Origin of the sequence: Trinickia sp. (assembly GCF_051953405.1) — a bacterium.
Classification (GTDB): Bacteria; Pseudomonadota; Gammaproteobacteria; order Burkholderiales; family Burkholderiaceae; genus Trinickia.
Genome location: NZ_JBQCIV010000018.1, coordinates 1 through 20,604 on the forward strand (window position 1 = coordinate 1; position 20,604 = coordinate 20,604).

General features: G+C 63.5%; 19 protein-coding genes. 1 reads left to right on the forward strand and 18 read right to left on the reverse strand.

From position 1 onward, the window contains the following. Positions 1–287: 287 nt before the first annotated feature. The 3 genes from ACTHN9_RS03390 to ppsA form a co-directional block, all read right to left on the reverse strand. Complete coding sequence (locus tag ACTHN9_RS03390) at positions 288–1,226, reverse strand: SPFH domain-containing protein (RefSeq protein WP_440535339.1); 939 nt, start codon at positions 1,224–1,226, stop codon at positions 288–290. Positions 1,227–1,228: 2 nt separating this feature from the next. Continuing rightward, the gene (locus ACTHN9_RS03395; protein WP_440535340.1) at positions 1,229–1,705 is read right to left on the reverse strand and encodes an NfeD family protein; all 477 of its coding nucleotides are present in this window, start codon (positions 1,703–1,705) and stop codon (positions 1,229–1,231) included. 107 nt (positions 1,706–1,812) lie between these two features. Further along, positions 1,813–4,215 (reverse strand): phosphoenolpyruvate synthase, encoded by a 2,403-nt coding sequence (gene ppsA, locus ACTHN9_RS03400; protein WP_440535341.1) that lies wholly within the window; start codon positions 4,213–4,215, stop codon positions 1,813–1,815. A 284-nt stretch (positions 4,216–4,499) separates the two neighbouring features. On the opposite strand from ppsA, the gene ppsR reads away from it, so the two are divergent. Then, on the forward strand, positions 4,500–5,315 hold the full coding sequence (gene ppsR / locus ACTHN9_RS03405) for a posphoenolpyruvate synthetase regulatory kinase/phosphorylase PpsR (protein WP_440535342.1): 816 nt from the start codon (positions 4,500–4,502) through the stop codon (positions 5,313–5,315). A gap of 89 nt (positions 5,316–5,404) precedes the next feature. Here ppsR and ACTHN9_RS03410 read toward each other — a convergent pair whose 3' ends face one another. The 15 genes from ACTHN9_RS03410 to tsf form a co-directional block, all read right to left on the reverse strand. Then, positions 5,405–6,190, reverse strand: coding sequence for a TrmH family RNA methyltransferase (locus ACTHN9_RS03410; RefSeq protein WP_440535343.1), 786 nt, complete (start codon positions 6,188–6,190; stop codon positions 5,405–5,407). A gap of 91 nt (positions 6,191–6,281) precedes the next feature. Beyond that, positions 6,282–7,130, reverse strand: coding sequence for a ribonuclease HII (rnhB, locus tag ACTHN9_RS03415; protein WP_440535344.1), 849 nt, complete (start codon positions 7,128–7,130; stop codon positions 6,282–6,284). Beyond that, positions 7,127–8,296, reverse strand: a complete 1,170-nt coding sequence (gene lpxB, locus ACTHN9_RS03420; protein WP_440535345.1) for a lipid-A-disaccharide synthase — start codon at positions 8,294–8,296, stop codon at positions 7,127–7,129. Before lpxB ends, rnhB begins: the two co-directional genes overlap by 4 nt. Before the next feature lie 3 nt (positions 8,297–8,299). After that, positions 8,300–9,088 (reverse strand): acyl-ACP--UDP-N-acetylglucosamine O-acyltransferase, encoded by a 789-nt coding sequence (gene lpxA, locus ACTHN9_RS03425; RefSeq protein ID WP_440535346.1) that lies wholly within the window; start codon positions 9,086–9,088, stop codon positions 8,300–8,302. 124 nt (positions 9,089–9,212) lie between these two features. Beyond that, positions 9,213–9,671, reverse strand: coding sequence for a 3-hydroxyacyl-ACP dehydratase FabZ (gene fabZ / locus ACTHN9_RS03430; protein ID WP_440535347.1), 459 nt, complete (start codon positions 9,669–9,671; stop codon positions 9,213–9,215). 115 nt (positions 9,672–9,786) lie between these two features. Beyond that, positions 9,787–10,860 (reverse strand): UDP-3-O-(3-hydroxymyristoyl)glucosamine N-acyltransferase, encoded by a 1,074-nt coding sequence (gene lpxD / locus ACTHN9_RS03435; RefSeq protein WP_440535348.1) that lies wholly within the window; start codon positions 10,858–10,860, stop codon positions 9,787–9,789. Positions 10,861–10,879: 19 nt separating this feature from the next. Then, positions 10,880–11,383: an OmpH family outer membrane protein gene (locus ACTHN9_RS03440; protein WP_440535429.1), complete on the reverse strand. Its 504-nt coding sequence runs from the start codon at positions 11,381–11,383 to the stop codon at positions 10,880–10,882. Positions 11,384–11,451: 68 nt separating this feature from the next. Further along, a complete protein-coding gene (bamA, locus tag ACTHN9_RS03445; protein WP_440535349.1) occupies positions 11,452–13,767 on the reverse strand; it encodes an outer membrane protein assembly factor BamA in 2,316 nt (771 codons plus the stop codon). A 69-nt stretch (positions 13,768–13,836) separates the two neighbouring features. Further along, positions 13,837–15,210 (reverse strand): RIP metalloprotease RseP, encoded by a 1,374-nt coding sequence (gene rseP / locus ACTHN9_RS03450; protein ID WP_440535350.1) that lies wholly within the window; start codon positions 15,208–15,210, stop codon positions 13,837–13,839. Between the two features lie 7 nt (positions 15,211–15,217). Continuing rightward, positions 15,218–16,441, reverse strand: coding sequence for a 1-deoxy-D-xylulose-5-phosphate reductoisomerase (locus ACTHN9_RS03455; RefSeq protein WP_440535351.1), 1,224 nt, complete (start codon positions 16,439–16,441; stop codon positions 15,218–15,220). Between the two features lie 26 nt (positions 16,442–16,467). Next, a complete protein-coding gene (locus tag ACTHN9_RS03460; protein ID WP_440535352.1) occupies positions 16,468–17,289 on the reverse strand; it encodes a phosphatidate cytidylyltransferase in 822 nt (273 codons plus the stop codon). Further along, positions 17,283–18,065, reverse strand: a complete 783-nt coding sequence (gene uppS, locus ACTHN9_RS03465) for a polyprenyl diphosphate synthase (protein WP_440535353.1) — start codon at positions 18,063–18,065, stop codon at positions 17,283–17,285. The genes ACTHN9_RS03460 and uppS overlap by 7 nt, the downstream gene beginning before the upstream one ends. 54 nt (positions 18,066–18,119) lie before the next feature. After that, on the reverse strand, positions 18,120–18,680 hold the full coding sequence (gene frr, locus ACTHN9_RS03470; protein ID WP_440535354.1) for a ribosome recycling factor: 561 nt from the start codon (positions 18,678–18,680) through the stop codon (positions 18,120–18,122). Between the two features lie 95 nt (positions 18,681–18,775). Next, positions 18,776–19,489 (reverse strand): UMP kinase, encoded by a 714-nt coding sequence (gene pyrH, locus ACTHN9_RS03475; RefSeq protein WP_440535355.1) that lies wholly within the window; start codon positions 19,487–19,489, stop codon positions 18,776–18,778. Between the two features lie 204 nt (positions 19,490–19,693). Beyond that, complete coding sequence (tsf, locus tag ACTHN9_RS03480; protein ID WP_440535430.1) at positions 19,694–20,575, reverse strand: translation elongation factor Ts; 882 nt, start codon at positions 20,573–20,575, stop codon at positions 19,694–19,696. Positions 20,576–20,604 lie beyond the last annotated feature (29 nt).

The following is a 20,604-nucleotide window of genomic DNA, read 5'->3' on the forward strand; positions in this document are numbered from 1 at the left end:
TGCTGGTGTGGTGGTTTGGTGGGGGGGGGGGGGGGGGTGGGGGGGGGGCTTTCTTTAAATGGGGGCGGCGCAGCGCCCCCCGCCCCCCCCCGCCCCGCCGACCGTTACGGCCTATCCGATTAGCGGCCCACCGCCAGCTAAAGCGTATCCGGTAACCGCCGCACCGACCGCTACCGGCTCTCCAGTTACCCCCTACCGATCGCTACGGTGTCTCCGCCCCCCGGGCCGCGACGCGGCATCCATCCGTTACCCGCGCCAACGAGGCATAGCAACGCCGCGCGTCCCGCTCAGCGCCCGTCCGGTACCGCGGTGCTCTTGCCGCGATTGACGATCGCGAGCGCCGACGCCACCATCGAACCCAAATCCGACAGATTGCCAGGCACGATCAACGTATTGCCGGCTTTCGCCAGATTGCCGAACGCGTTCACGTATTGCTCGGCCACTTTCAGGTTGACGGCATCCATGCCGCCCGTCGATTGGATCGCCTGCGCGATCTTTTGAATAGCCTGCGCATTGGCCTCGGCCACCGCCAAGATCGCCGCGGCTTGGCCTTGCGCCTGGTTGATCGCGGCTTGCTTTTCGCCCTCGGACTTTTGAATCGCCGCTTCGCGCCCGCCCGAGGCGATGTTGATCTGCTCCTGCTTGCGCCCTTCCGATGCCGCGATCAACGCGCGCTTTTCGCGCTCGGCCGTAATCTGCGCCTGCATGGCATGCAAGATCTCTTTCGGCGGCGTCAAATCCTTGATTTCGTAGCGCAGCACCTTCACGCCCCAGCTCGAAGCAGCCTCGTCCAACGCCGACACCACGCTATGGTTGATCAGATCGCGCTCCTCGAACGTCTTGTCGAGTTCGAGCTTGCCGATGACGGAGCGCAGTGTCGTTTGCGACAACTGCGTGATCGCTTGCACATAATTGCTCGAGCCGTATGAGGCTTTCATCGCATCGGTCACTTGGAAATACAGCACACCGTCGACTTGCAACTGCGTGTTGTCGCGCGTGATGCAGATTTGGCCGGGCACATCGAGCGGAATTTCTTTCAGCACGTGGCGGTAGGCAACACGATCGACGAACGGCAGCACGATGTTCAGGCCGGGTACAAGCGTCGCGTGAAAACGGCCGAATCGTTCGACGACCCACGCATGTTGTTGCGGAACGATCTTGATCGTCTGAGCGGCGATCACGATCACGACGATGAGCAGCACGACCCCGACGATCGTCATGTCCATATTCACTCCTTCGTTGTTGACACTCGATGAGGCGAGCGAGCCGATCCACGCCCCTTCTCGACCAAGATCAGCCGATTGGCCCGAACAGCCGCGATCTCGTAAAAGCGCGCGTCCTCGCGCTCGCCGGGCGCGAGTTCGACGTCCCATTGCGCACCCCGGTACGGCACGCGTGCCCGCCCATCGTGCCACGCCTGCACTTCAACGGGCGCACCGACATCCAAGACGACGTCGGGATTCGCCGACGCATCGCGCCGCTGCCGGCGCCGGCCGAACGCGGAGCGTCGCAAGGCAACCACGGCAGCCAGCGCAACGAGCGCCGCCCAGACGCATTGCGCCGCGAGGCTCGCCCCTTCCAGCTTCGCGATCGCCCCGGCGAGAAAACCGAGCGCGATCATGAGCAAGTAGAACGTGCCCGTCAGCAATTCCGCCACGACCAGCATGCCCGCACCGATCCACCAAAGAAAGTCGCTCGGCGCCATTTGCGGTCTCCTAAGAAAAACGCCCCGGATCATACCGGGGCGTTATAACACGAAGCGGGGCCCGCTAAAGTGGCGGCCCCATCGCTAGAACACGTTACTAAGACACGTTACTTAGCAGCCTTGGCCAGCGCCTGCCACGTTTCGATGATCGTGTCGGGGTTCAGCGAGATCGACGCGATGCCTTCGTCGGCCAGCCACTGCGCGAAATCGGGGTGATCCGACGGGCCTTGGCCGCAAATGCCGACGTACTTGTTCATGCGGCGGCACGTTTCGATCGCACGCTTGAGCAGGAACTTGACGGCTTCGTCGCGTTCGTCGAAATCGACCGCCAGCAATTCCATCCCGGAATCGCGATCGAGACCCAGCGTAAGCTGCGTCAAGTCGTTGGACCCGATCGAGAAGCCGTCGAAGTGTTGCAGGAACTGCTCGGCCAGAATCGCATTGGACGGCACCTCGCACATCATGATGAGGCGCAGGCCCTTCTCGCCGCGCTTCAAGCCGAACTTCTCGAGCAACCCGACCACGCGTTCGGCTTGCTTCACCGTCCGCACGAAAGGCACCATGATCTCGACGTTCGACAAGCCCATGTCCTCGCGTACGCGCTTGAGCGCCGTGCACTCCATCTCGAACGCTTGCGCGAAATCCTGCGCAATATAACGCGAGGCGCCGCGGAAACCGAGCATCGGGTTCTCTTCGTCCGGTTCGTAGCGCGAACCGCCGATCAGCTTCTTGTACTCGTTCGACTTGAAATCCGACAGACGCACGATCACGGGCCGCGGATAGAACGCCGCCGCGATCGTCGCGATCCCTTCGGTCAGCTTGTCGACGTAGAACGCGCGCGGCGACGCATGGCCGCGAGCGACGCTTTCGACCGCCTTCTTCAAATCCTGATCGACGTTCGGATATTCGAGAATCGCCTTCGGGTGAACGCCGATGTTGTTGTTGATGATGAACTCGAGCCGGGCGAGGCCGACACCCGCGTTCGGCAGTTGCGAGAAATCGAACGCAAGCTGCGGATTGCCGACGTTCATCATGATCTTGACCGGGATCGGCGGCAGCTCGCCGCGCGACACTTCCGTCACTTCGGTTTCGAGCAGGCCGTCGTAAATCTTGCCTTCGTCGCCTTCCGCACACGATACCGTCACGAGCGAACCATCCTTCAGCACGTCCGTCGCATCGCCGCAACCGACCACCGCCGGCACGCCGAGTTCGCGCGCGATGATGGCCGCATGGCAGGTCCGGCCGCCGCGGTTCGTCACGATCGCGGAGGCGCGCTTCATCACCGGCTCCCAGTTCGGGTCCGTCATGTCGGCGACGAGCACGTCGCCCGGCTGCACCCGTTCCATTTCCGACGGATCGTGGATCACACGCACACGCCCCGCGCCGATCTTCTGCCCGATCGCCCGGCCCGTTGCCAGCACCTGCGACTGGCCGCGCAGCTTGAAGCGTTGCTCGACCTTGCCGGCGCCCTGGCTCTTCACCGTTTCGGGACGCGCTTGCAGGATGAAGATCTTGCCGTCGCGGCCGTCCTTGCCCCACTCGATGTCCATCGGACGCTGGTAGTGCTTTTCGATGATGACGGCGTATTTCGCGAGTTCGATCACGTCTTCGTCGGTGATCGAAAAGCGGTTGCGCTGCTCGTGCGAGACGTCGATCGTCTTCACGCGGCCCGGCTCCCCCGGCTTCGTGAACTCCATCTTGATCAGCTTCGAGCCGATCGAACGACGGATGATTGGGTACTTGCCTTGTTCGAGCGTCGTCTTGAAAACGTAGAACTCGTCCGGATTCACCGCGCCTTGCACGACGGTTTCGCCCAGACCGTAGCTCGACGTGATGAACACGGCGTCCTTGAAGCCCGATTCGGTATCGAGCGTGAACATGACGCCGGCCGCGCCGACGTCGGAACGCACCATGCGCTGAACGCCGGCCGACAATGCGACTTCCGCGTGCGTAAAGCCTTTGTGGACGCGATAGGAAATGGCGCGGTCGTTATAGAGCGACGCGAAGACATGCTTCATGCGATCGAGAACGTCTTCGATCCCAACGACATTCAGATAGCTTTCCTGCTGCCCCGCGAACGAAGCGTCGGGCAAATCTTCAGCCGTTGCCGACGAACGCACGGCAAACGACAGCTCTTCGGGCGAGCTGGCTTGGAGCGTCTCGAATTGCGCGCGAATCTCGGCCTCGAGGCGGGCCTGCATCGGGGCCTCGACGATCCATTCGCGGATTTCCTTACCGGCGGCCGCGAGCGCCTTGACGTCGTCGACGTCGAGCGTTTCGAGCCGAGCGGCGATCCGTTCGGTCAGATTGTTGTGCTTGAGGAAATCGCGGAACGCCAGCGCGGTGGTAGCGAAACCGGTCGGCACGCGTACACCCGCCTCAGCCAGTTGGCTGATCATTTCGCCGAGCGACGCATTCTTGCCGCCCACGATCTCTACATCGGTCATCCGTAGCTGTTCGAACGGAATTACATACGCCTGATCCTTCGTGACATTTGCTGCGTTAGTCATACAAGCCCCTAAGTGTGAAAAAAATGCTCGGCTGCACGTGTGGGCTCGGTGCGCACGGGCCATTGGGACCCGGTGCGCAGCACATGCAACCTGTTGGAGAAGCAATCGCCAACCACCGCCGATTGCAATTGCTTATCCAACAGGTTGCCGCTATTCTAACCTGCTTCTATCCTGGCGCTTGCTGTCCTACGACGTCGGGATGACAAAATGACCTCGCCGGCACCCCTGCCCGCGAAAACACGCGAAAATCGCGTGTCCTTCCGCTGCTTTCGAAGCGTTTGCCGATGCCGCCTACTGTATTCATCGTCTCCGACGGAACAGGGATCACTGCCGAAACGTTCGCGCATTCGATCCTGTCGCAATTCGACCAAAAATTTCGCCTCGTCCGCGTTCCCTTCGTCGATTCGGTCGACAAAGCCTATGCGACGATCGAAAAAATCTCCGAATCCGCCGAACTCGACGGGCGCCGCCCGATCGTCTTCACGACGCTCGTCGACAGCGCGTCGAACGCAATCGTCAAGAACTCGAACGCGCTCGTGCTCGACATCTTTCAACAGTTCGTCGAGCCGCTAGAGCAAGAACTCGAAATGAAGTCGACCCACGCGATCGGCCGTGGGCACCAAAACGCCGACACCGAGGAATACAAGACGCGGATCGAAGCGATCAACTTTTCCCTCGCGCACGACGACGGTCAGTCGAACCGCAATTTGGCCGATGCGGACGTGATCTTGGTGGGGGTCTCGCGCAGCGGCAAGACGCCGACCAGCCTGTATCTGGCCATGCAATACGGCGTGAAGGCGGCCAATTACCCATTGATTCCCGAGGACTTCGAGCGTGGCAAGCTCCCCACGCCGCTGATCGCCCATCGCGAGAAGCTGTTCGGGTTGTCGATCGATCCGCAGCGGCTCTCGGAAATTCGCAACGAACGGCGGCCCGGCAGCAAGTACGCCGCGCCGGAAAACTGCCGCTACGAAATCAACGAAGCGGAAGCGTTGATGCGGCGGGAAGGCATCAAGTGGCTATCGTCCACGCATAAGTCGATCGAAGAAATCGCGACCACGATCCTGCAGGAAATCAAGCTCGATCGGCCGACATACTGAGCCAAGCCAACGTCAGGCGAGTCGGCGCCGCGCGCGCAGCGGGCGCGTAACGGAGTGCGCCCGAACGAATGCGCCCGAACAGCCTGCGCTCAGCGCGGCCCCCGCTGTTGGCGGCACTGTTCGAACAAGCAGATCGCAGCGGCCGCCGCCACGTTCAGCGATTCCATGCCCCCGGGCTGGGGAATCGTCAGACGATGCGCCACAGCCGCGCGCCAAGGCTCCGACACGCCCGCACCTTCGTTCCCGAACACCCACGCGACCGGCCCCGACAAATCGCAGTCGTAGATCGCCTGCGATGCATGCGAATCGGTCATGGCGGCCGGTATAGCCAAGCGCTCGATCAAGGCCGTTGCCGGGACATCTTCGACTACGTCGAGCAGAAAATGGGCGCCCATGGCCGAGCGCAGCACCTTCGACGACCACGCGTACGCCGTGCCCGGCGCACAGAACACCTGCTTCACCCCCGCGGCGGCAGCGCTGCGCAGGATCGATCCCACGTTGCCTGCGTCTTGGACGCCATCGAGCACGACGCAGCTCGCGTCCACGCGCTCGGGCAGCACCGCCCCGAGTTTGCGAACCACCAACAGCATGCCGACGCCATGAACCACGTTCGACAACTGCCCGAACAGCGCATCGGGTAAGACGACGATACGCTCGGCTTCGATGCGCGCGACGATAACCTGTGCCTCGCCATGCTGCAGCGCGCCTTCGGTCACGACGCACGTTTCGGGCTGGCCCGCCACGTCGAGGTAGGCGCTCGCCAGATGAAATCCTTCCAGTAGCGCCTGCCCTCCCTTCTTCTGTTGATGGGTGGAAGCGGCCAGCGCCTTCAGGCGCTTGTACAAAGGGTTGTCGCGGGACGTGATCGCTTTCACGAAAGTACGCTGAAAAAGGGGCGGCCCGAAGGCCGGTTAGGCGAAAGCCGAAACGCGTTCCATCGAATGGGCCGCGAACGCGCCTACAGGGTTATGAGTCGGCTTTCGCACCGGCGGCGCCCGCCGCGAACGCGTCGTCGTCAAACAGGGCCTCGCCGAATGGATCGTCGCCGATTTCGACCTGCGCCACGCTCGTGCTGGCGGTGCGAGCCAACGTCACCGCGATGCCAAGCCGCTCGTACGCCGCCCGCACGGGGGCAAACGAGCGGCGGTGATGCTCGCACGGCCCATGCGCGGCCAGCGCGGCCAGATGTTGCGGGGTGCCGTAGCCGGCGTGCGCATCGAAACCATAAACGGGATAACGCTCGTGCAGCTCGAGCAGCATGCGGTCGCGCGTCACCTTCGCGAGAATCGACGCGGCGGAAATCGCCGGTACAAGTGCGTCGCCGCCAATCACCGCCTCGCTGCGCACGGCCAACTGCGGGCATCGGTTGCCGTCGATGCGCGCCAACGTGGGGGTGACCGCAAGCCCTTCGACCGCGCGCTTCATGGCAAGCATGGTCGCATGCAAAATGTTGAGCCGATCGATCTCTTCGACGCTCGCTTGAGCCACGCAATAAGCCACCGATCGCTCGACGATCTTTTCGTACAGGGCTTCGCGCGTCTTCGCGCTCAACGCCTTCGAATCGTCCAACCCGCGAATGCGGCGCTTCGGATCCAAGATCACGGCGGCCGCGACGACGGGCCCTGCCAGCGGCCCGCGCCCTGCCTCATCGACGCCGCACACGATATCGAGCGGCGAATTGAAATCGAGCGCGCTCTGCGACGATAGCGATGACGATGGCGAGGCACCCCCGCTTCGAGCACGGCCGGTTGCGCCTGCCGCCCGAGCGGAAGCGCCGGATGCGCGTTTGGCTCCCGAGGGGTGCGGGTTCGTCATAGGCGCGGCTTCCTCGCTTCGATGACGCGTGCCACCGCCTCGGCGGCACGCTCGGCCGTGTTCTTGCGCAGCGTCAGATGCATCTGCGTGAAGACGTCGGTCAGCGTGCGCCGATTCGCCTCGTCGTGCAACTGGACGAGGGTCGCGTCCGCCAACGCTTCGGGCGTCGCGAAATGCTGCAGCAGCTCGGGAACGACAAAGCGTCCGGCCAAAATATTGGGCAAGCCGACGTACGGCAGGTACCCCTGCCGGCGCATGATCTGGCCCGTCAGCCAAGGCACCTTGTACGAAATCACCATCGGTTTTTTGAGCAGCGCGGCCTCGAGTGTGACCGTGCCGCTCTTCACGAGCACCGCGTCGGCCGCCGTCATCGCGCGCTGCGCATCGCCGTCGGTGAGCGTGAGGGCCAATTCGGGATGCGCTGCCACAAGCGGCCGCAGCAGTTCGCGCAAAGCCGGCGTCGCAGCCGGCATCACGAATGTCAAACCGGGCTCTCTGCGCTGCATGATCGCCATCGCGGCGAAGAAAGTCGGACCGATCAGGCCGATCTCGGAACGCCGGCTGCCGGGCAGCACGGCGACGATCGGGCCTGTTGCGGGCAGCCCCAACGCCGCGCGGGCACCCGCGGCGTCCGGCTCGAGCGGGATCTCGTCCGCGAGCGGATGACCCACGTAGGTGGCGGGAACGCCGGCTTTTTCGAGCAATGCCGTCTCGAACGGAAACACGCAAAGCATGTGATCGACCGACTTCGCGATCGTCTTGATGCGGCCGCCGCGCCACGCCCAAATCGATGGGCAGACGAAGTGGATCGTCGCAATGCCTGCTCCACGCAACGCTTGCTCTAGTCCGAAATTGAAATCGGGCGCATCGACGCCGATGAAGGCGTGCGGCGGCTCCGCGAGCAACTGGCGTTTCAGCTCGTTGCGGATGCCGAGAATCTCGGGGATATGACGTAGCGCCTCGACATACCCGCGCACGGCGAGCTTGTCCATCGGCCAATGCGCTTCGAAGCCCTGAGCCGCCATCCGCGGGCCGCCGATGCCGTAATAATGCGTGCCGGCCGGCAAGGTGCGCGCAAGACCACCGAGCAGCGACGCCGCAAGCAGATCGCCCGAGGGCTCGCCCGCGACCATTGCGATGCGCAACGCATTCGATTGCAGCGTCATCGCTTAGCGGATGATGCCGCGCTGCGACGTTTCGATGAAGGCAATGAGCTTGCGCACGTGCTCGTCACCGTCGCCGCCCGCGGACGCCAGATCCGCCAGTTGGAGCTTCGCCTCCTCGAGCGACAAGCCGTTCTTGTACAGCAGGCGGTAGGCACTGCGCAACGCGGAGATCGCGTCGGCCGAAAAACCGCGCCGGCGCAGCCCTTCCACGTTGATACCATGCGGCTCGGCCTTGTTGCCCGCCGCAATGACGAACGGCGGAATGTCCTGCACGAGCGCCGATGCGCCGCCGAGCATCGAATGCTCGCCGATTTTCACGAACTGGTGCACGCCCGACATGCCGCCCACGATCGCCCAATCGCCGACGATGACGTGCCCTGCCATCTGCGCGTTGCTCGACAAGATCACGTGGCTGCCGACATGGCAATCGTGGCCGACGTGGACGTAGGCCATGATCCAGTTGTCGTCGCCGATCGTGGTCGTGCCGCTGTCTTGCACGGTGCCCGTATGGATCGTCGTGAATTCGCGGATCGTGTTGCGATCGCCGATCACGAGCCGCGTCGGCTCGCCTTGGTACTTCATGTCCTGCGGACGGCCGCCGACGTTGGCATAGTGCCCGATCCGGTTATCGACGCCGATCGTCGTATGGCCTTCGATCACGCTGTGCGAACCGATGTTCGTACGATCGCCGATCTTCACGTTCGCGCCGACGATCGCGTACGGCCCGATCTCGACGTCTTCGCCGAGCTGCGCGCCCGGCTCGATGATCGCGGTGGAATGAATCCTGCTCATGCGCTTGTGGCCCTTCTCTATGCTCAGTTGGAACGTATCGGCCGCTTAAGGCTCACCTTTCGCCGCCACGCAGCCGGTGCGGTGCGGCACGTCATGCGTGGCAGGTGGCGCCGGCGCAGCCCGATTACTCGTTCGTGTGCTTGACCGTGCACATCAATTCGGCCTCGGCGGCGGTCGCGCCGTCGACTTCCGCGCGCGCCTTGAACTTCCAGATGCCGCGCATATAGCGTTCGAACGTCACGTTGAGAATCAGTTGATCGCCCGGTTCGACAACGCGCTTGAAGCGTGCCCCATCGATCCCGACGAAGTAGTACAGCGTCGTTTCGGGATCGTGCGGTTCCTCGGCGAACGTGAGCAACGCCGCCGTCTGCGCGAGCGCTTCGAGGATCAGCACGCCCGGCATCACGGGACGCTGCGGGAAATGCCCCATGAAGTACGGTTCGTTGATCGACACGTTCTTCAATGCCTTGATGCTTTTGTGCGGCTCGAGTTCGAGCACCCTGTCCACGAGCAGGATCGGATAGCGATGCGGCAGCAGCGTGAGGATCTTATGGATGTCGAGATTGATTTTTTCAGTGCTCATGGTGTGTCTGCTCCACGCAATGGTCTTGCGCGGGTAAATGACTGCGGATGCTGATCGCGGTGGCGTCTAAGCCGCCTGCCGGGGCACCGCTTTGCCGTGCGGTCCCCGCCCCTGCTCAAGCGTTGCTACCTCGCTCGGCAAGCGTTGCTTCGAGTGTCTTGATGCGCTCGCGCATCTTGTCCAGATTGCGCACGAGCGCGGCGCTCTTGTTCCATTCGGCATGGCCGACGGCAGGGAACGCGCTCGTGTAGATGCCCGGTTTGAGCAGCGACTTCGAGACGCCCGACTTCGCCGTGACGATAACGTAATCGGCAAGCGTCACGTGCCCGGCGACGCCGACCGCCCCGCCGATCATGCAATGGCGGCCGATCGTCGTGCTGCCCGCGATACCGGCGCAGCCGGCAATCACGGTGTACGCGCCGATCTTGCAGTTGTGGCCGATCTGCACGAGATTGTCGATTTTCACGCAATCCTCGATGATCGTATCGGCCATCGCGCCGCGATCGATCGTGGTGTTGGCGCCGATTTCGACGTCCGCGCCAATCGTGACGCCGCCCACTTGCGGAATCTTGACCCAGCTACCCGTGCGCGCGTCGCCCTCGCCGACGAAATCCGGCGCGAAGCCGAAGCCGTCGGATCCGATGACCGCGCCCGCATGCACAATGGCACGCGGCCCGATCTTGCAGCCGTGATAGACGGTGACCTTCGGGTACAGATGGGAGTCCTCGCCGACCTGCGTGCCGCGCCCAATCGTGACATGGGCGTCGATCCGCGCCCGCGCGCCGACAACAGCGCCCGCTTCGACGACCACGTGCGGCCCAATGACCGCATCCGGCGCCACCTGCGCGGCCGAATCGATCACGGCGCTCGGATGCACACCTGCGGGCGCTTTCGGCGCCGCCAGGTCGATGAACCATTGCGCCACGCGCGCGAAATAAGCGTACGGGTTCGGCGTGACGATGAAATTACGCTCCGCCCCCGAGGTCAGCTTAGCCAGATCGCTCGGCGCGATCAGGACTGCACCGGCGCGGGTCGATTCGACTTGCGACAGATACTTGGGATTGGCCAGAAACGCCAATTGATGCGGTTGTGCTTGGTCGAGCGGCGCCAAACCCGCGACCTTTACGGTCGCGTCGCCGACGATTTCGCCGCCGAAGCGCTGCGCGATTTGCTCGAGCGTCAATGCCATTCGCGTCCGGCTCCGTCGTTCAATTGGTCGCGCTCGGGCTAGAGGCAGCCAATGCCTTCAGCACCTGGTCCGTGATATCGATGCGCGGACTCACGTAGACGGCTTCCTGCACGATCAAATCGTAGTGCTGCTGCTCCGCGATCTGCTTGATCACCTTGTTGGCGCGATCGAGCACGGCCGCCAGCTCTTCATTGCGGCGCTGGTTCAGGTCTTCGCGGAACTCGCGTTGCTTGCGCTGGAATTCGGTGTCGAGATTCGACAACTGGCTTTGTTTGGCCGCGCGATCGGCCTGCGACATCGACGTGCCGTTCTTGTCCAGTTGATCGGACAAGGTTTTAAGACGGCTCGCCATGTCTTGCAAATCTTTGTCGCGCTTCGCGAACTCCGCTTCGAGCTTGACCTGAGCGGCTTTGGCCGCCGCCGATTCGCGCAGAATACGATCCGAGTTGACCGCCGCGATGCGGGCCTCTTGGGCTTGCGCGACGCCGGCCACGAGCGCCCCCGTCAGCGCCACCGCACCCATCACACGTCTGAAAAACGTACCGGTTTGCAAAATCTTCCTCTCGATGCTGGACTGGGTGCGGCGTGCCGTTAGAACGCCGTCCCGATCTGGAATTGGAATTTCTGGTATTGGTCGCCCGTATGCTTTTGCAGCGGGAAGCCCAAGCTCAGCTTGAGCGGGCCGATCGGCGAAATCCACGCGAGGCCCACACCGTAGCCGTAGCGCAAGCCGTTCGCACCCGTGGTCGTTGCACCGTTCGTACCCGTGCCCCACACGTTACCGCCGTCGAAGAACGTGAACACGCGCAGCGTACGGTCGTAACCGGTACCCGGCAGCGGGAACGTGACTTCGATGTTGCCGACGACCATCTTCGAGCCGCCGATCGGGTCGCCCGTCGAGGTATCGCGCGGGCCGAGCGAACTAGGCTCGTAGCCCCGCACGGACCCGATACCGCCGGCGAAGTAGTTCTTGAAGATCGGGAACGGCTTGCCGCTCATCCCGTTGCCGTAGCCACCCTGGAAGTTCAGCCCCAGCACGAAGCCACGTGCGAACGAATAGTAATACTGCGCTTGCAAATCGGCCTTGTAGTACTGCGTCGCGCCGATCGGCGAACCGTATTCGGCGTTCGCTTGCGTGAAGTAGCCGCGGCTCGGCACGAGCGCGCTATCGCGCGCGTCGCGCGACCAGCCGACCGTCAACGGCACGTTGTTGGAGACGCGGCCGAAATCGTGCACGTACTGTTGGTAGACCTGCGGCGTCGAACTATCGACGTCGAGGCGGTTCTGCTCGAGGCCCGCGCCGAAATACACCGTATCGACTTCCGAGAACGGAATGCCGAACTTCAAGTCGCCACCGGCCGTGATGATGCGGAAGCTCGAATTGGTCGAGTAGTACAGCGGCTGCGTCGTCCGGTAGTAGACGTCCGTGATGCGCTTGATGCCGTCGACGGTGAAGTACGGATCGACCTGGGTGACCGTCAGCGTCCGGTACGAACGCGCCGTGTTCACGTTCACCGAAAGGCTCGTGCCCGAGCCGAACACGTTGTCTTGCGACACGCCCGCCGACAGCACGACCTTGTCCGTCGACGAAAAACCGGCGCCGAGCGTGATGGCGCCCGTGGGCTTTTCCTTGACCTTCACGTCGACGTCGACCTGATCGGACGTGCCGGGCACCGGCACCGTCGTCACGTCGACATCCGTGAAATAGCCCAGGCGGTTCACGCGATCTTTCGACAGCGCGAGGCGGCTCGAATCGAACCAGGAGCTTTCGAGCTGGCGCATTTCGCGACGAACGACCTCGTCGCGCGTACGCGTATTGCCCGTGACGTTGATGTGGCGAACATAGACGCGCCGGCTCGGATCGACCTGCAGCGTCAGTGCCACCTTGTGGTGCACCTGGTCGATCTCGGGCTGCGCATTGACCGTGGCGAAGGCGTAGCCGTACTCGCCGAGCTTGTCGACGATCGCCTTCGTCGTCGCTTGCAGCTTTTCCGCCGAGAAACGTTGACCGGGTTTGATCGTGATGAGCTTTTGCAGCTCGGGACCGCGATCGAGCAAATTGCCCGCGAGCTTGATGCTCGACACCGTGTACGGTTCGCCTTCATGCACCGTCAACGTCAGGTACATGTCCTTCTTATCGGGCGAAATCGAGACCTGCGTGGACTCGATATTGAACTCGAGATAGCCTCGGTTCAAATAGTACGACCGGACATTTTCGAGGTCGGTCGTCAGCTTGTCCTTCGAATACAGGTCGTTCTTCGTGTACCAGGAGAACCAGTTCGGCGTGGACAGCTGCATCTCGTTGCGCAACGTGCTCGTGCTGAACGCCTTGTTGCCGATGAAGTTGACCTGGCGAATCTTCGCGCTCGGACCTTCGTTGACCGAGAACAGGATCGACACGCGGCTGCTATCGATCGGCGTGACCGTGGTCGTGACTTCCGCGGCATAGAAGCCCCGCGTCAGATACTGCCGTTTAAGCTCTTGCTCCGAGCGATCGACGAGCGATTTGTCGTAGTAGCGACCGGGCGACAAGCCTACGCCCTTCAGCGCCTTCGTCAGCGCGTCCTTGTCGAATTCGTGCAAGCCCGAGAAATCGATCTCGCCGATGGCTGGACGTTCGGCCACGTCGACGATGACGACGTTGCCTTCCGTCGCGATGCGCACATCGCTGAAGAAGCCCGTGGCATAGAGCGCACGGATCGCTTCCGATGCCTTGTCGTCCGTGAACGTATCGCCCCGTTTGATCGGCAGGTACGAGAACACCGTACCGGGCTCGACCCGCTGCAAGCCTTGGATCCGGATGTCTTGCACCACGAAAGGCGCCGTTGCCGCGTGAGCGACGAGCCCTTGAGCGGCAAGCGCCGCGACCGCAACCGTCTTAGGAACAAAGCGATGAGGTTTGAACAACGTGCATCCCCAGAGTTTTTAGCTGCATCTGTCCGTCGCGGCCGCGCGAGGCGCGGACCGTCGAACACTTTAAAAATGGATTAAACGAGCCAGATCGTTGAAGAGCGCGATCGCCGACAACACGACGATGCACACGAGACCTGCCCTTTGCAAAACGAGCTGCCAGCGGTCCGACACGGCTTTGCCGGTTGCGGCTTCAACCAAATAATATAACAGATGCCCCCCGTCCAATACCGGAATCGGCAATAAGTTCAGCACCCCGAGGCTGATGCTGACGAGCGAAAGGAAGGAGAGAAACGGCGCCCAGCCGAGTTGCGCGCTCTTACCCGCGTAATCCGCGATCGTCACCGGCCCCGACAAATTCTTGAGCGATGCCTGGCCCGTCAGCATGCGGCCGAACATCCGCAACGAGTAGACGGCGATGTCCCAGGTGCGCCGCCCGCTGCGCACGACGCTGTCCACTAGGCCGTAACGCACCCGCACCGTTTGGACGTGCGTCTCGAGCGCCGCGCCGATGCGGCCGGAGGTTGCGCCCGTTTGGACGTCCTCGTGCGCATCGGGCACCACCGTCAGCGTGCGGCGCTCGCCGGGCGCACCGCGCTCGATGCCGAGCGTCACCGGGCGTCCCGCGTGAGCCTTCACGTAGGCGATGAACGCTTGCGCGCCGTCGATCGGCGAACCGCCTGCTGTCAGCAACGTATCGCCCGTTTCGAGACCGGCGCGCGCCGCGGCGCTACCGGCTTCCACCGCGGCGACCGTCAGCGTCCCGCCTTCGTCGAACCCCAGCTTGGAGAGGAAATCGTCGTCGAGATCGCGCTCGGGCACGTTGCGCAAGTCGACCTGGAAGTCGAACGTCCCTCGCCCGTCGTGCGCCCGGAGCACAACGCGCCGATGATCGAAGGCCGCGTCGAGCAGCTTCCAACGCAGATCGGACCAGGAACGCACGGCCTCGACGTCGGCACCGCTTTCGTCGCCGATCGTCACGACCGTTTCGCCGCCCTCGAAACCCGCGCGCGCCGCGATGCTGCCGGCGGGCGGCGTCGCGAGCGTGGCGACCGGTTCGGTCACGCCCGTCGCGAAGACTACGGAAAAGAGCGCGATCGCCAACAGGAAATTGGCCAGCGGCCCCGCCAATACGATCGCGATGCGTTTGGCGACGTGTTGCCGGTTGAACGCATGCGGCAGATCGGCGGGCGCGATACGCGACTCGGTGTCGCGCTCGTCCAGCATCTTGACGTAACCGCCGAGCGGTAGTGCCGAGATCGTCCATTGCGTGCCCGTCTTGCGCCCGACCCAGCTCGCGAGGGGCCGGCCGAAACCGATCGAGAAACGCAGCACCTTGACGCCGCAAAGCCGCGCCACGCTATAGTGGCCGTACTCGTGCACCACCACGAGCACGCCGATCGCTACGGCGAATGCGACGACTTCGATCAGCACGTTCATCGGCGTCTCACTGCACCGCGCGATCGACGGGGCCCGTGCGATGGATCGGTTGCGCCGCGAGCGCACGCGTCGCGATGAATTCGCGCGCCGCGCCGCGCGCGTCGGCGTCGGCCTCCAGCACGTCGGCCAAACCGTCCGGCGTACGATTGGACAAACGCTCCAGCACGGCACCCACCGTTCGGGCGATGTCCATGAAGCCGATGCGCCGCTCGAGGAACGCGTCGACGGCGACTTCGTTCGCCGCATTGAGCGCAGCACTTGCGATACCGCCCGCGGCGAGGGCTTGCATCGCCAGCGCCAGGCAGGGAAACCGGTCGTAGTCGGGCTTCTCGAATTGCAGCAAGGCGATTTGAGCGAGATCGAGCTGCGCCACCCCCGAATCGACACGGTCGGGGTATGCGAGCGCATGAGCGATCGGCGTACGCATATCGGGGTTGCCGAGTTGCGCCAGCACCGATCCGTCGGCATACGAGACGAGGGAATGGATCACGCTTTGCGGATGAATCAGCACGTCGATCCGATCGCCCGCCAGGCCGAACAACCAGTGGGCTTCGATCACCTCGAGCCCCTTGTTCATCATCGTCGCCGAATCGACCGAGATCTTGCGGCCCATCACCCAGTTAGGATGCTTACAGGCTTCGTCCGGCGTGACGTCGACGAGCGTGGCCGGCTCGCGCGTGCGGAACGGGCCGCCCGATGCAGTCAAGATGATTTTGGAGACACCGCCGTGTTCGGCGACATCGCGCGGTAAGCATTGGAAAATCGCGTTGTGCTCGCTGTCGACCGGCAACAACGTCGCACCGTGATCGCGCACGGCATCCATGAAGATGGCGCCCGACATCACGAGCGCTTCCTTGTTCGCCAGCAAGATGCGCTTGCCGGCACGCGCGGCGGCAAGGGTCGGCGCAAGGCCCGCTGCGCCGACGATCGCGGCGACGACCGTATCGCACGCGTCGCTTTGCGCCGCTTGAACGAGCGCGTCCTTGCCGTAGGCCACCTGAGTCTTGCAGCCCGCCGCCAACAGTTGCGCCTCGACGCGCGCGGCCGTCTCGGCATCGCCCACGACGGCCACCTCGGGCGCGAAGCGCAGGCATTGGGCGACGAGCTTCTCGCCGTTGCGGTGCGCCGTCAGCGCATAAACGGAGAAGCGCTCCGGGTGACGGGCGACGACGTCGAGCGTGCTGTCGCCGATCGAGCCGGTGGAGCCGAGCAATGTCAGACGTTTTTTCATATCTCTCATTCCTGATCCTGGATGCCCTAGCGGATGAGCAGCATCGCCAGCGGCAATACCGGCAACAGCGCGTCGATGCGGTCGAGGATGCCGCCGTGCCCCGGCAGCAATCCGCTCGAGTCCTTCACGCCCGCTTGACGCTTGAGCATCGATTCGAACAGGTCGCCGACGATGCTGAATGCGACCAACACCGTCAGCACGAGCAATGTACGCAGCGTGCCGATGCGTGCGACGAGGGCCGATACGAGCGTCGGCTCGAACGCATGCAACGTCAAGACGACGAGCGCAACGGCCATGACGCCGAGCCAGCCGCCGATCGCGCCCTCCCACGTCTTGCCCGGGCTGATCGTCACGGCGAGCTTATGCTTGCCGAACGCTTTGCCGGCAAAGTATGCGCCGATATCGGCCAGCCACACGACGAGCAGCACCGATAACACGAACGATACGCCCAGAATGCGCGCGGCGACGAGCGCGTGCCAGCAGGCCACCAAGACGACGAGCCCGGCGACGACGAGGAACAGCCGCCAGGCGCCGTGGGCGAGCGTCGGCTTGCGCACGAGCACGTAAGGGCCAGCCAGCACCCAGAAGACAGCCGCCGCCTCGAGCAGCGGCCGCGCCGCGTGCTGGCCCAGCCCCAGACGGGTGCTGGCGACCAACGCAAGCCCCGCGACGATGGCGTAGATCACCGGTGCGCGGCCCGGCAGCGCGAGCAGGCGCGCCCATTCCCAGGCGCCCAAAACGAGCGCGACCGCGATCAGTGCGCCGAAAGCGGCTACCGGTGCGAACAGCGTAACCGGCAGCAGCACCGCCAGCAGCACCACGGCGGTGATGACCCGGGTTTTCAGCATGGAAGAGAATCGGCGTCTTGCGACTGCGGCTCGAGCTGCGCGCTGGTGCGGCCGAAACGGCGCTCCCGGCGGGCGTACGACGCGATCGCATCGGAAAGCGTCTTGGCGTCGAAATCGGGCCAGTACGCGTCGGTGAAGTAGAGTTCGGTATAGGCGAGTTGCCAGAGCAGGAAATTGCTGATGCGCGTTTCGCCGCCCGTTCGGATAAACAGATCGGGCTCCGGCGCATAGGCAAGTGCGAGGTGCTGTGCGAGCGACGCCTCGTCGATCGGCACCACCCGCCCCTCGCTAACCGATTGCTCCGCCAGCTTGCGCGCCGCCTGCATGATGTCCCAGCGGCCGCCGTAGTTCGCCGCGATCGTCAACGTCAGCCTCGTATTACGGGCCGTTTTCGTTTCGGCGCGGCGGATCAGATCCTGCACGCGCGTATCGAATAGGGACAAATCGCCCACGACACGCAGCCGAATGCCATTAGCGTGAAGCTTGCCCACCTCGCGTTCGAGCGCGGTGACGAACAGGCGCATGAGGAACGACACTTCGTCGATGGGACGGCGCCAATTCTCGGAGCTGAACGCGAACAGCGTCAAGTATTCGACGCCGGCGCGGGCACACGCTTCGACCGCCGTGCGGACCGCTTCGACGCCGCGCGTATGACCGGCTACGCGGGGCAGACGGCGCTGCGTGGCCCAACGGCCGTTGCCGTCCATGATGATCGCGATATGCCGCGGCACAGCCGCGACATCGGGCACGCGAACGGTAGAGCTGGTATAGGTCATGGCCGCCGAGACTCAAACTGCAAAAAATGAAGGACGCGTCGAGACGAATCCGCCTCAGACGGTCATGATCTCGGCTTCTTTCGAGTGGACGAGCTTGTCGATCTCGGCGACGTATTTGTCCGTGAGCTTTTGCACCTCGTCGCCCGCGCGACGCTCGTCGTCTTCCGAGATTTCTTTGTCTTTGACGAGCTTTTTCAATTGTTCGTTCGCATCGCGGCGCAAATTGCGCACGGCCACTTTCGCCGTTTCGCCTTCGCTCTTGACGACCTTCGTGAGTTCGCGACGGCGTTCTTCCGTCAAAGCCGGCATCGGCACGCGAATCAGATCGCCTTGCGTGGCGGGGTTCAAGCCCAGATCGGACTCGCGAATCGCCTTCTCGACGACGGGGACCATCTTCTTTTCCCACGGCTGCACGCCGATCGTGCGCGCGTCGATGAGCGTCAGGTTGGCCACTTGCGAGATGGGCACGGCCGACCCGTAATAATCGACCTGAATGTGATCGAGCAGCCCCGTGTGTGCGCGGCCCGTGCGGATCTTCGCCAAATCGTTCTTGAACGCTTCGATCGAACGCTGCATCTTCTGATCGGCGCCTTTTTTGATCTCTGCTAGGCTCATTTAAACCTCCAAAACTTCATTCATCGTTGTGCGGATTTGCCCACGCGGCGCCGCCTGGCGCCACGAGCGCGTCACGCCCCGTTTCTCTCGGGAGTTTACACGTGGACGAGCGTGCCCTCGTCCTCACCCAGTACGATCCGCTTGAGCGCGCCGGGCTTGACGATCGAGAACACCCGGATCGGCAGCTTCTGGTCGCGGCACAGCGCGAACGCGGTGGCATCCATCACTTGCAGGTTGCGACCGATCGCTTCGTCGAAGCTGATCGTGGCGTAACGCGTCGCGGTGGGATCCTTCTTCGGATCCGCGGAGTATACGCCGTCGACCTTCGTCGCCTTCAAGACGACCTCCGCGCCCACTTCGGAGCCGCGCAGCGCCGCTGCCGTATCGGTCGTGAAGAAGGGGTTGCCCGTACCGGCCGCGAAAATCACGACCTTGCCCTCTTCGAGCTGACGAATCGCGCGGGGCCGGATGTACGGCTCGACGACCTGGTCCATCCGCAGCGCCGACTGAACCCGGGCCTCGATGCCGGCGTGGCGCATGGCGTCTTGCAAGGCGAGCGCGTTCATCATCGTCGCGAGCATGCCCATGTAATCGGCCGTGGCGCGGTCCATGCCCGCCGCTCCGCCCGCGACGCCGCGGAAAATATTGCCGCCGCCGATCACGACAGCGAGCTGAGTGCCGAGTCGAACGACTTCGGCAACGTCGGCAACCATGCGTTCGATCGTCGCGCGATTGATGCCGAACGCATCGTCGCCCATCAGAGCTTCACCGGAGAGTTTGAGAAGAACGCGTTTGTAGGCTGTGGGCATAGCGGTATCCGATCGCGCCGAAGAGATCACGACAATGTGGAACTGTAGGGGTGAAACATCGCCCGGAGCAAGCTCGGCCGGTGTCGGGCGACGCTCGCCGCGGCAGGCCGGGTTAACCCCGAGCGGTTCGCCGAGCGAACCCGCCGCGACGGGCCTGGCGCCCGCCGCGGGTACGGCAAACTACGAACTGCCTAACTTGCTGCTTTACTGTTGCTTGGCGGCGGCGACTTGCGCTGCCACTTCCGCGGCGAAGTCGTCTTGACGCTTTTCGATGCCTTCGCCCACGACGAACAACGCGAACTTGCTCACCGACGAGCCGGCGGCCTTCAGCATTTGTTCGATCGTTTGCTTGTCGTTCTTCACGAACGGCTGGTTCAGCAGCGACACTTCCTTCAGATACTTCTGGACGCTGCCTTCGACCATCTTCGCGACGATTTCAGCCGGCTTGCCCGATTCGGCCGCCTTCTGTTCGGCGATGCTGCGCTCCTTGGCGATCAGATCGGCCGGAACGTCGTCCGACGACAGCGAGACCGGCTTCATTGCCGCGATGTGCATCGCAACGTCCTTACCGACTTGCTCGTCGGCACCCGCGTAATCGACGAGCACGCCGATGCGCGTGCCGTGCAGGTAAGCGGCGAGCTTGTTCGACGTTTCGAAACGCGAGAAGCGGCGGATCGACAGGTTTTCGCCGATCTTGCCGACGAGCGCGAGGCGCACGGCGTCGACCGGCTGGCCGTTCAGCGAGAGTGCCGACAGCGCGGCCACGTCGGCCGGATTGTGCGCCACGACGAGTTCGGCCACTTGCTTGGCGAACGCGAGGAAATCGTCGTTCTTCGCGACGAAGTCGGTTTCGCAGTTCAATTCGACGAGCGCACCGGCGTTGCCGGCGATGTGCGAAGCGATCACGCCTTCGGCCGTGACGCGCGAAGCGGCCTTGCTGGCCTTGTTACCGAGCTTGACACGCAGCAGCTCTTCGGCGCGGGCCATGTCGCCGTCGGCTTCCGTGAGCGCCTTCTTGCATTCCATCATGGGCGCGTCGGTCTTCGCGCGCAGTTCAGCCACCATGCTTGCGGTAATTGCCGCCATCATTCGCTCCTTGAGTCTGTCTTTCATAC

Bases quoted from the DNA above. Each gene is read 5' to 3' on its own strand.
- ACTHN9_RS03390 (WP_440535339.1), bottom strand. From the start codon at position 1,226: ATGGACATGACGATCGTCGGGGTCGTGCTGCTCATCGTCGTGATCGTG.
- ACTHN9_RS03395 (WP_440535340.1), bottom strand. From the start codon at position 1,705: ATGGCGCCGAGCGACTTTCTTTGGTGGATCGGTGCGGGCATGCTGGTC.
- ppsA (WP_440535341.1), bottom strand. From the start codon at position 4,215: ATGACTAACGCAGCAAATGTCACGAAGGATCAGGCGTATGTAATTCCG.
- ppsR (WP_440535342.1), top strand. From the start codon at position 4,500: ATGCCGCCTACTGTATTCATCGTCTCCGACGGAACAGGGATCACTGCC.
- rnhB (WP_440535344.1), bottom strand. From the start codon at position 7,130: ATGACGAACCCGCACCCCTCGGGAGCCAAACGCGCATCCGGCGCTTCC.
- lpxB (WP_440535345.1), bottom strand. From the start codon at position 8,296: ATGACGCTGCAATCGAATGCGTTGCGCATCGCAATGGTCGCGGGCGAG.
- lpxA (WP_440535346.1), bottom strand. From the start codon at position 9,088: ATGAGCAGGATTCATTCCACCGCGATCATCGAGCCGGGCGCGCAGCTC.
- fabZ (WP_440535347.1), bottom strand. From the start codon at position 9,671: ATGAGCACTGAAAAAATCAATCTCGACATCCATAAGATCCTCACGCTG.
- lpxD (WP_440535348.1), bottom strand. From the start codon at position 10,860: ATGGCATTGACGCTCGAGCAAATCGCGCAGCGCTTCGGCGGCGAAATC.
- ACTHN9_RS03440 (WP_440535429.1), bottom strand. From the start codon at position 11,383: ATGGGTGCGGTGGCGCTGACGGGGGCGCTCGTGGCCGGCGTCGCGCAA.
- rseP (WP_440535350.1), bottom strand. From the start codon at position 15,210: ATGAACGTGCTGATCGAAGTCGTCGCATTCGCCGTAGCGATCGGCGTG.
- ACTHN9_RS03455 (WP_440535351.1), bottom strand. From the start codon at position 16,441: ATGAAAAAACGTCTGACATTGCTCGGCTCCACCGGCTCGATCGGCGAC.
- ACTHN9_RS03460 (WP_440535352.1), bottom strand. From the start codon at position 17,289: ATGCTGAAAACCCGGGTCATCACCGCCGTGGTGCTGCTGGCGGTGCTG.
- uppS (WP_440535353.1), bottom strand. From the start codon at position 18,065: ATGACCTATACCAGCTCTACCGTTCGCGTGCCCGATGTCGCGGCTGTG.
- frr (WP_440535354.1), bottom strand. From the start codon at position 18,680: ATGAGCCTAGCAGAGATCAAAAAAGGCGCCGATCAGAAGATGCAGCGT.
- pyrH (WP_440535355.1), bottom strand. From the start codon at position 19,489: ATGCCCACAGCCTACAAACGCGTTCTTCTCAAACTCTCCGGTGAAGCT.
- tsf (WP_440535430.1), bottom strand. From the start codon at position 20,575: ATGGCGGCAATTACCGCAAGCATGGTGGCTGAACTGCGCGCGAAGACC.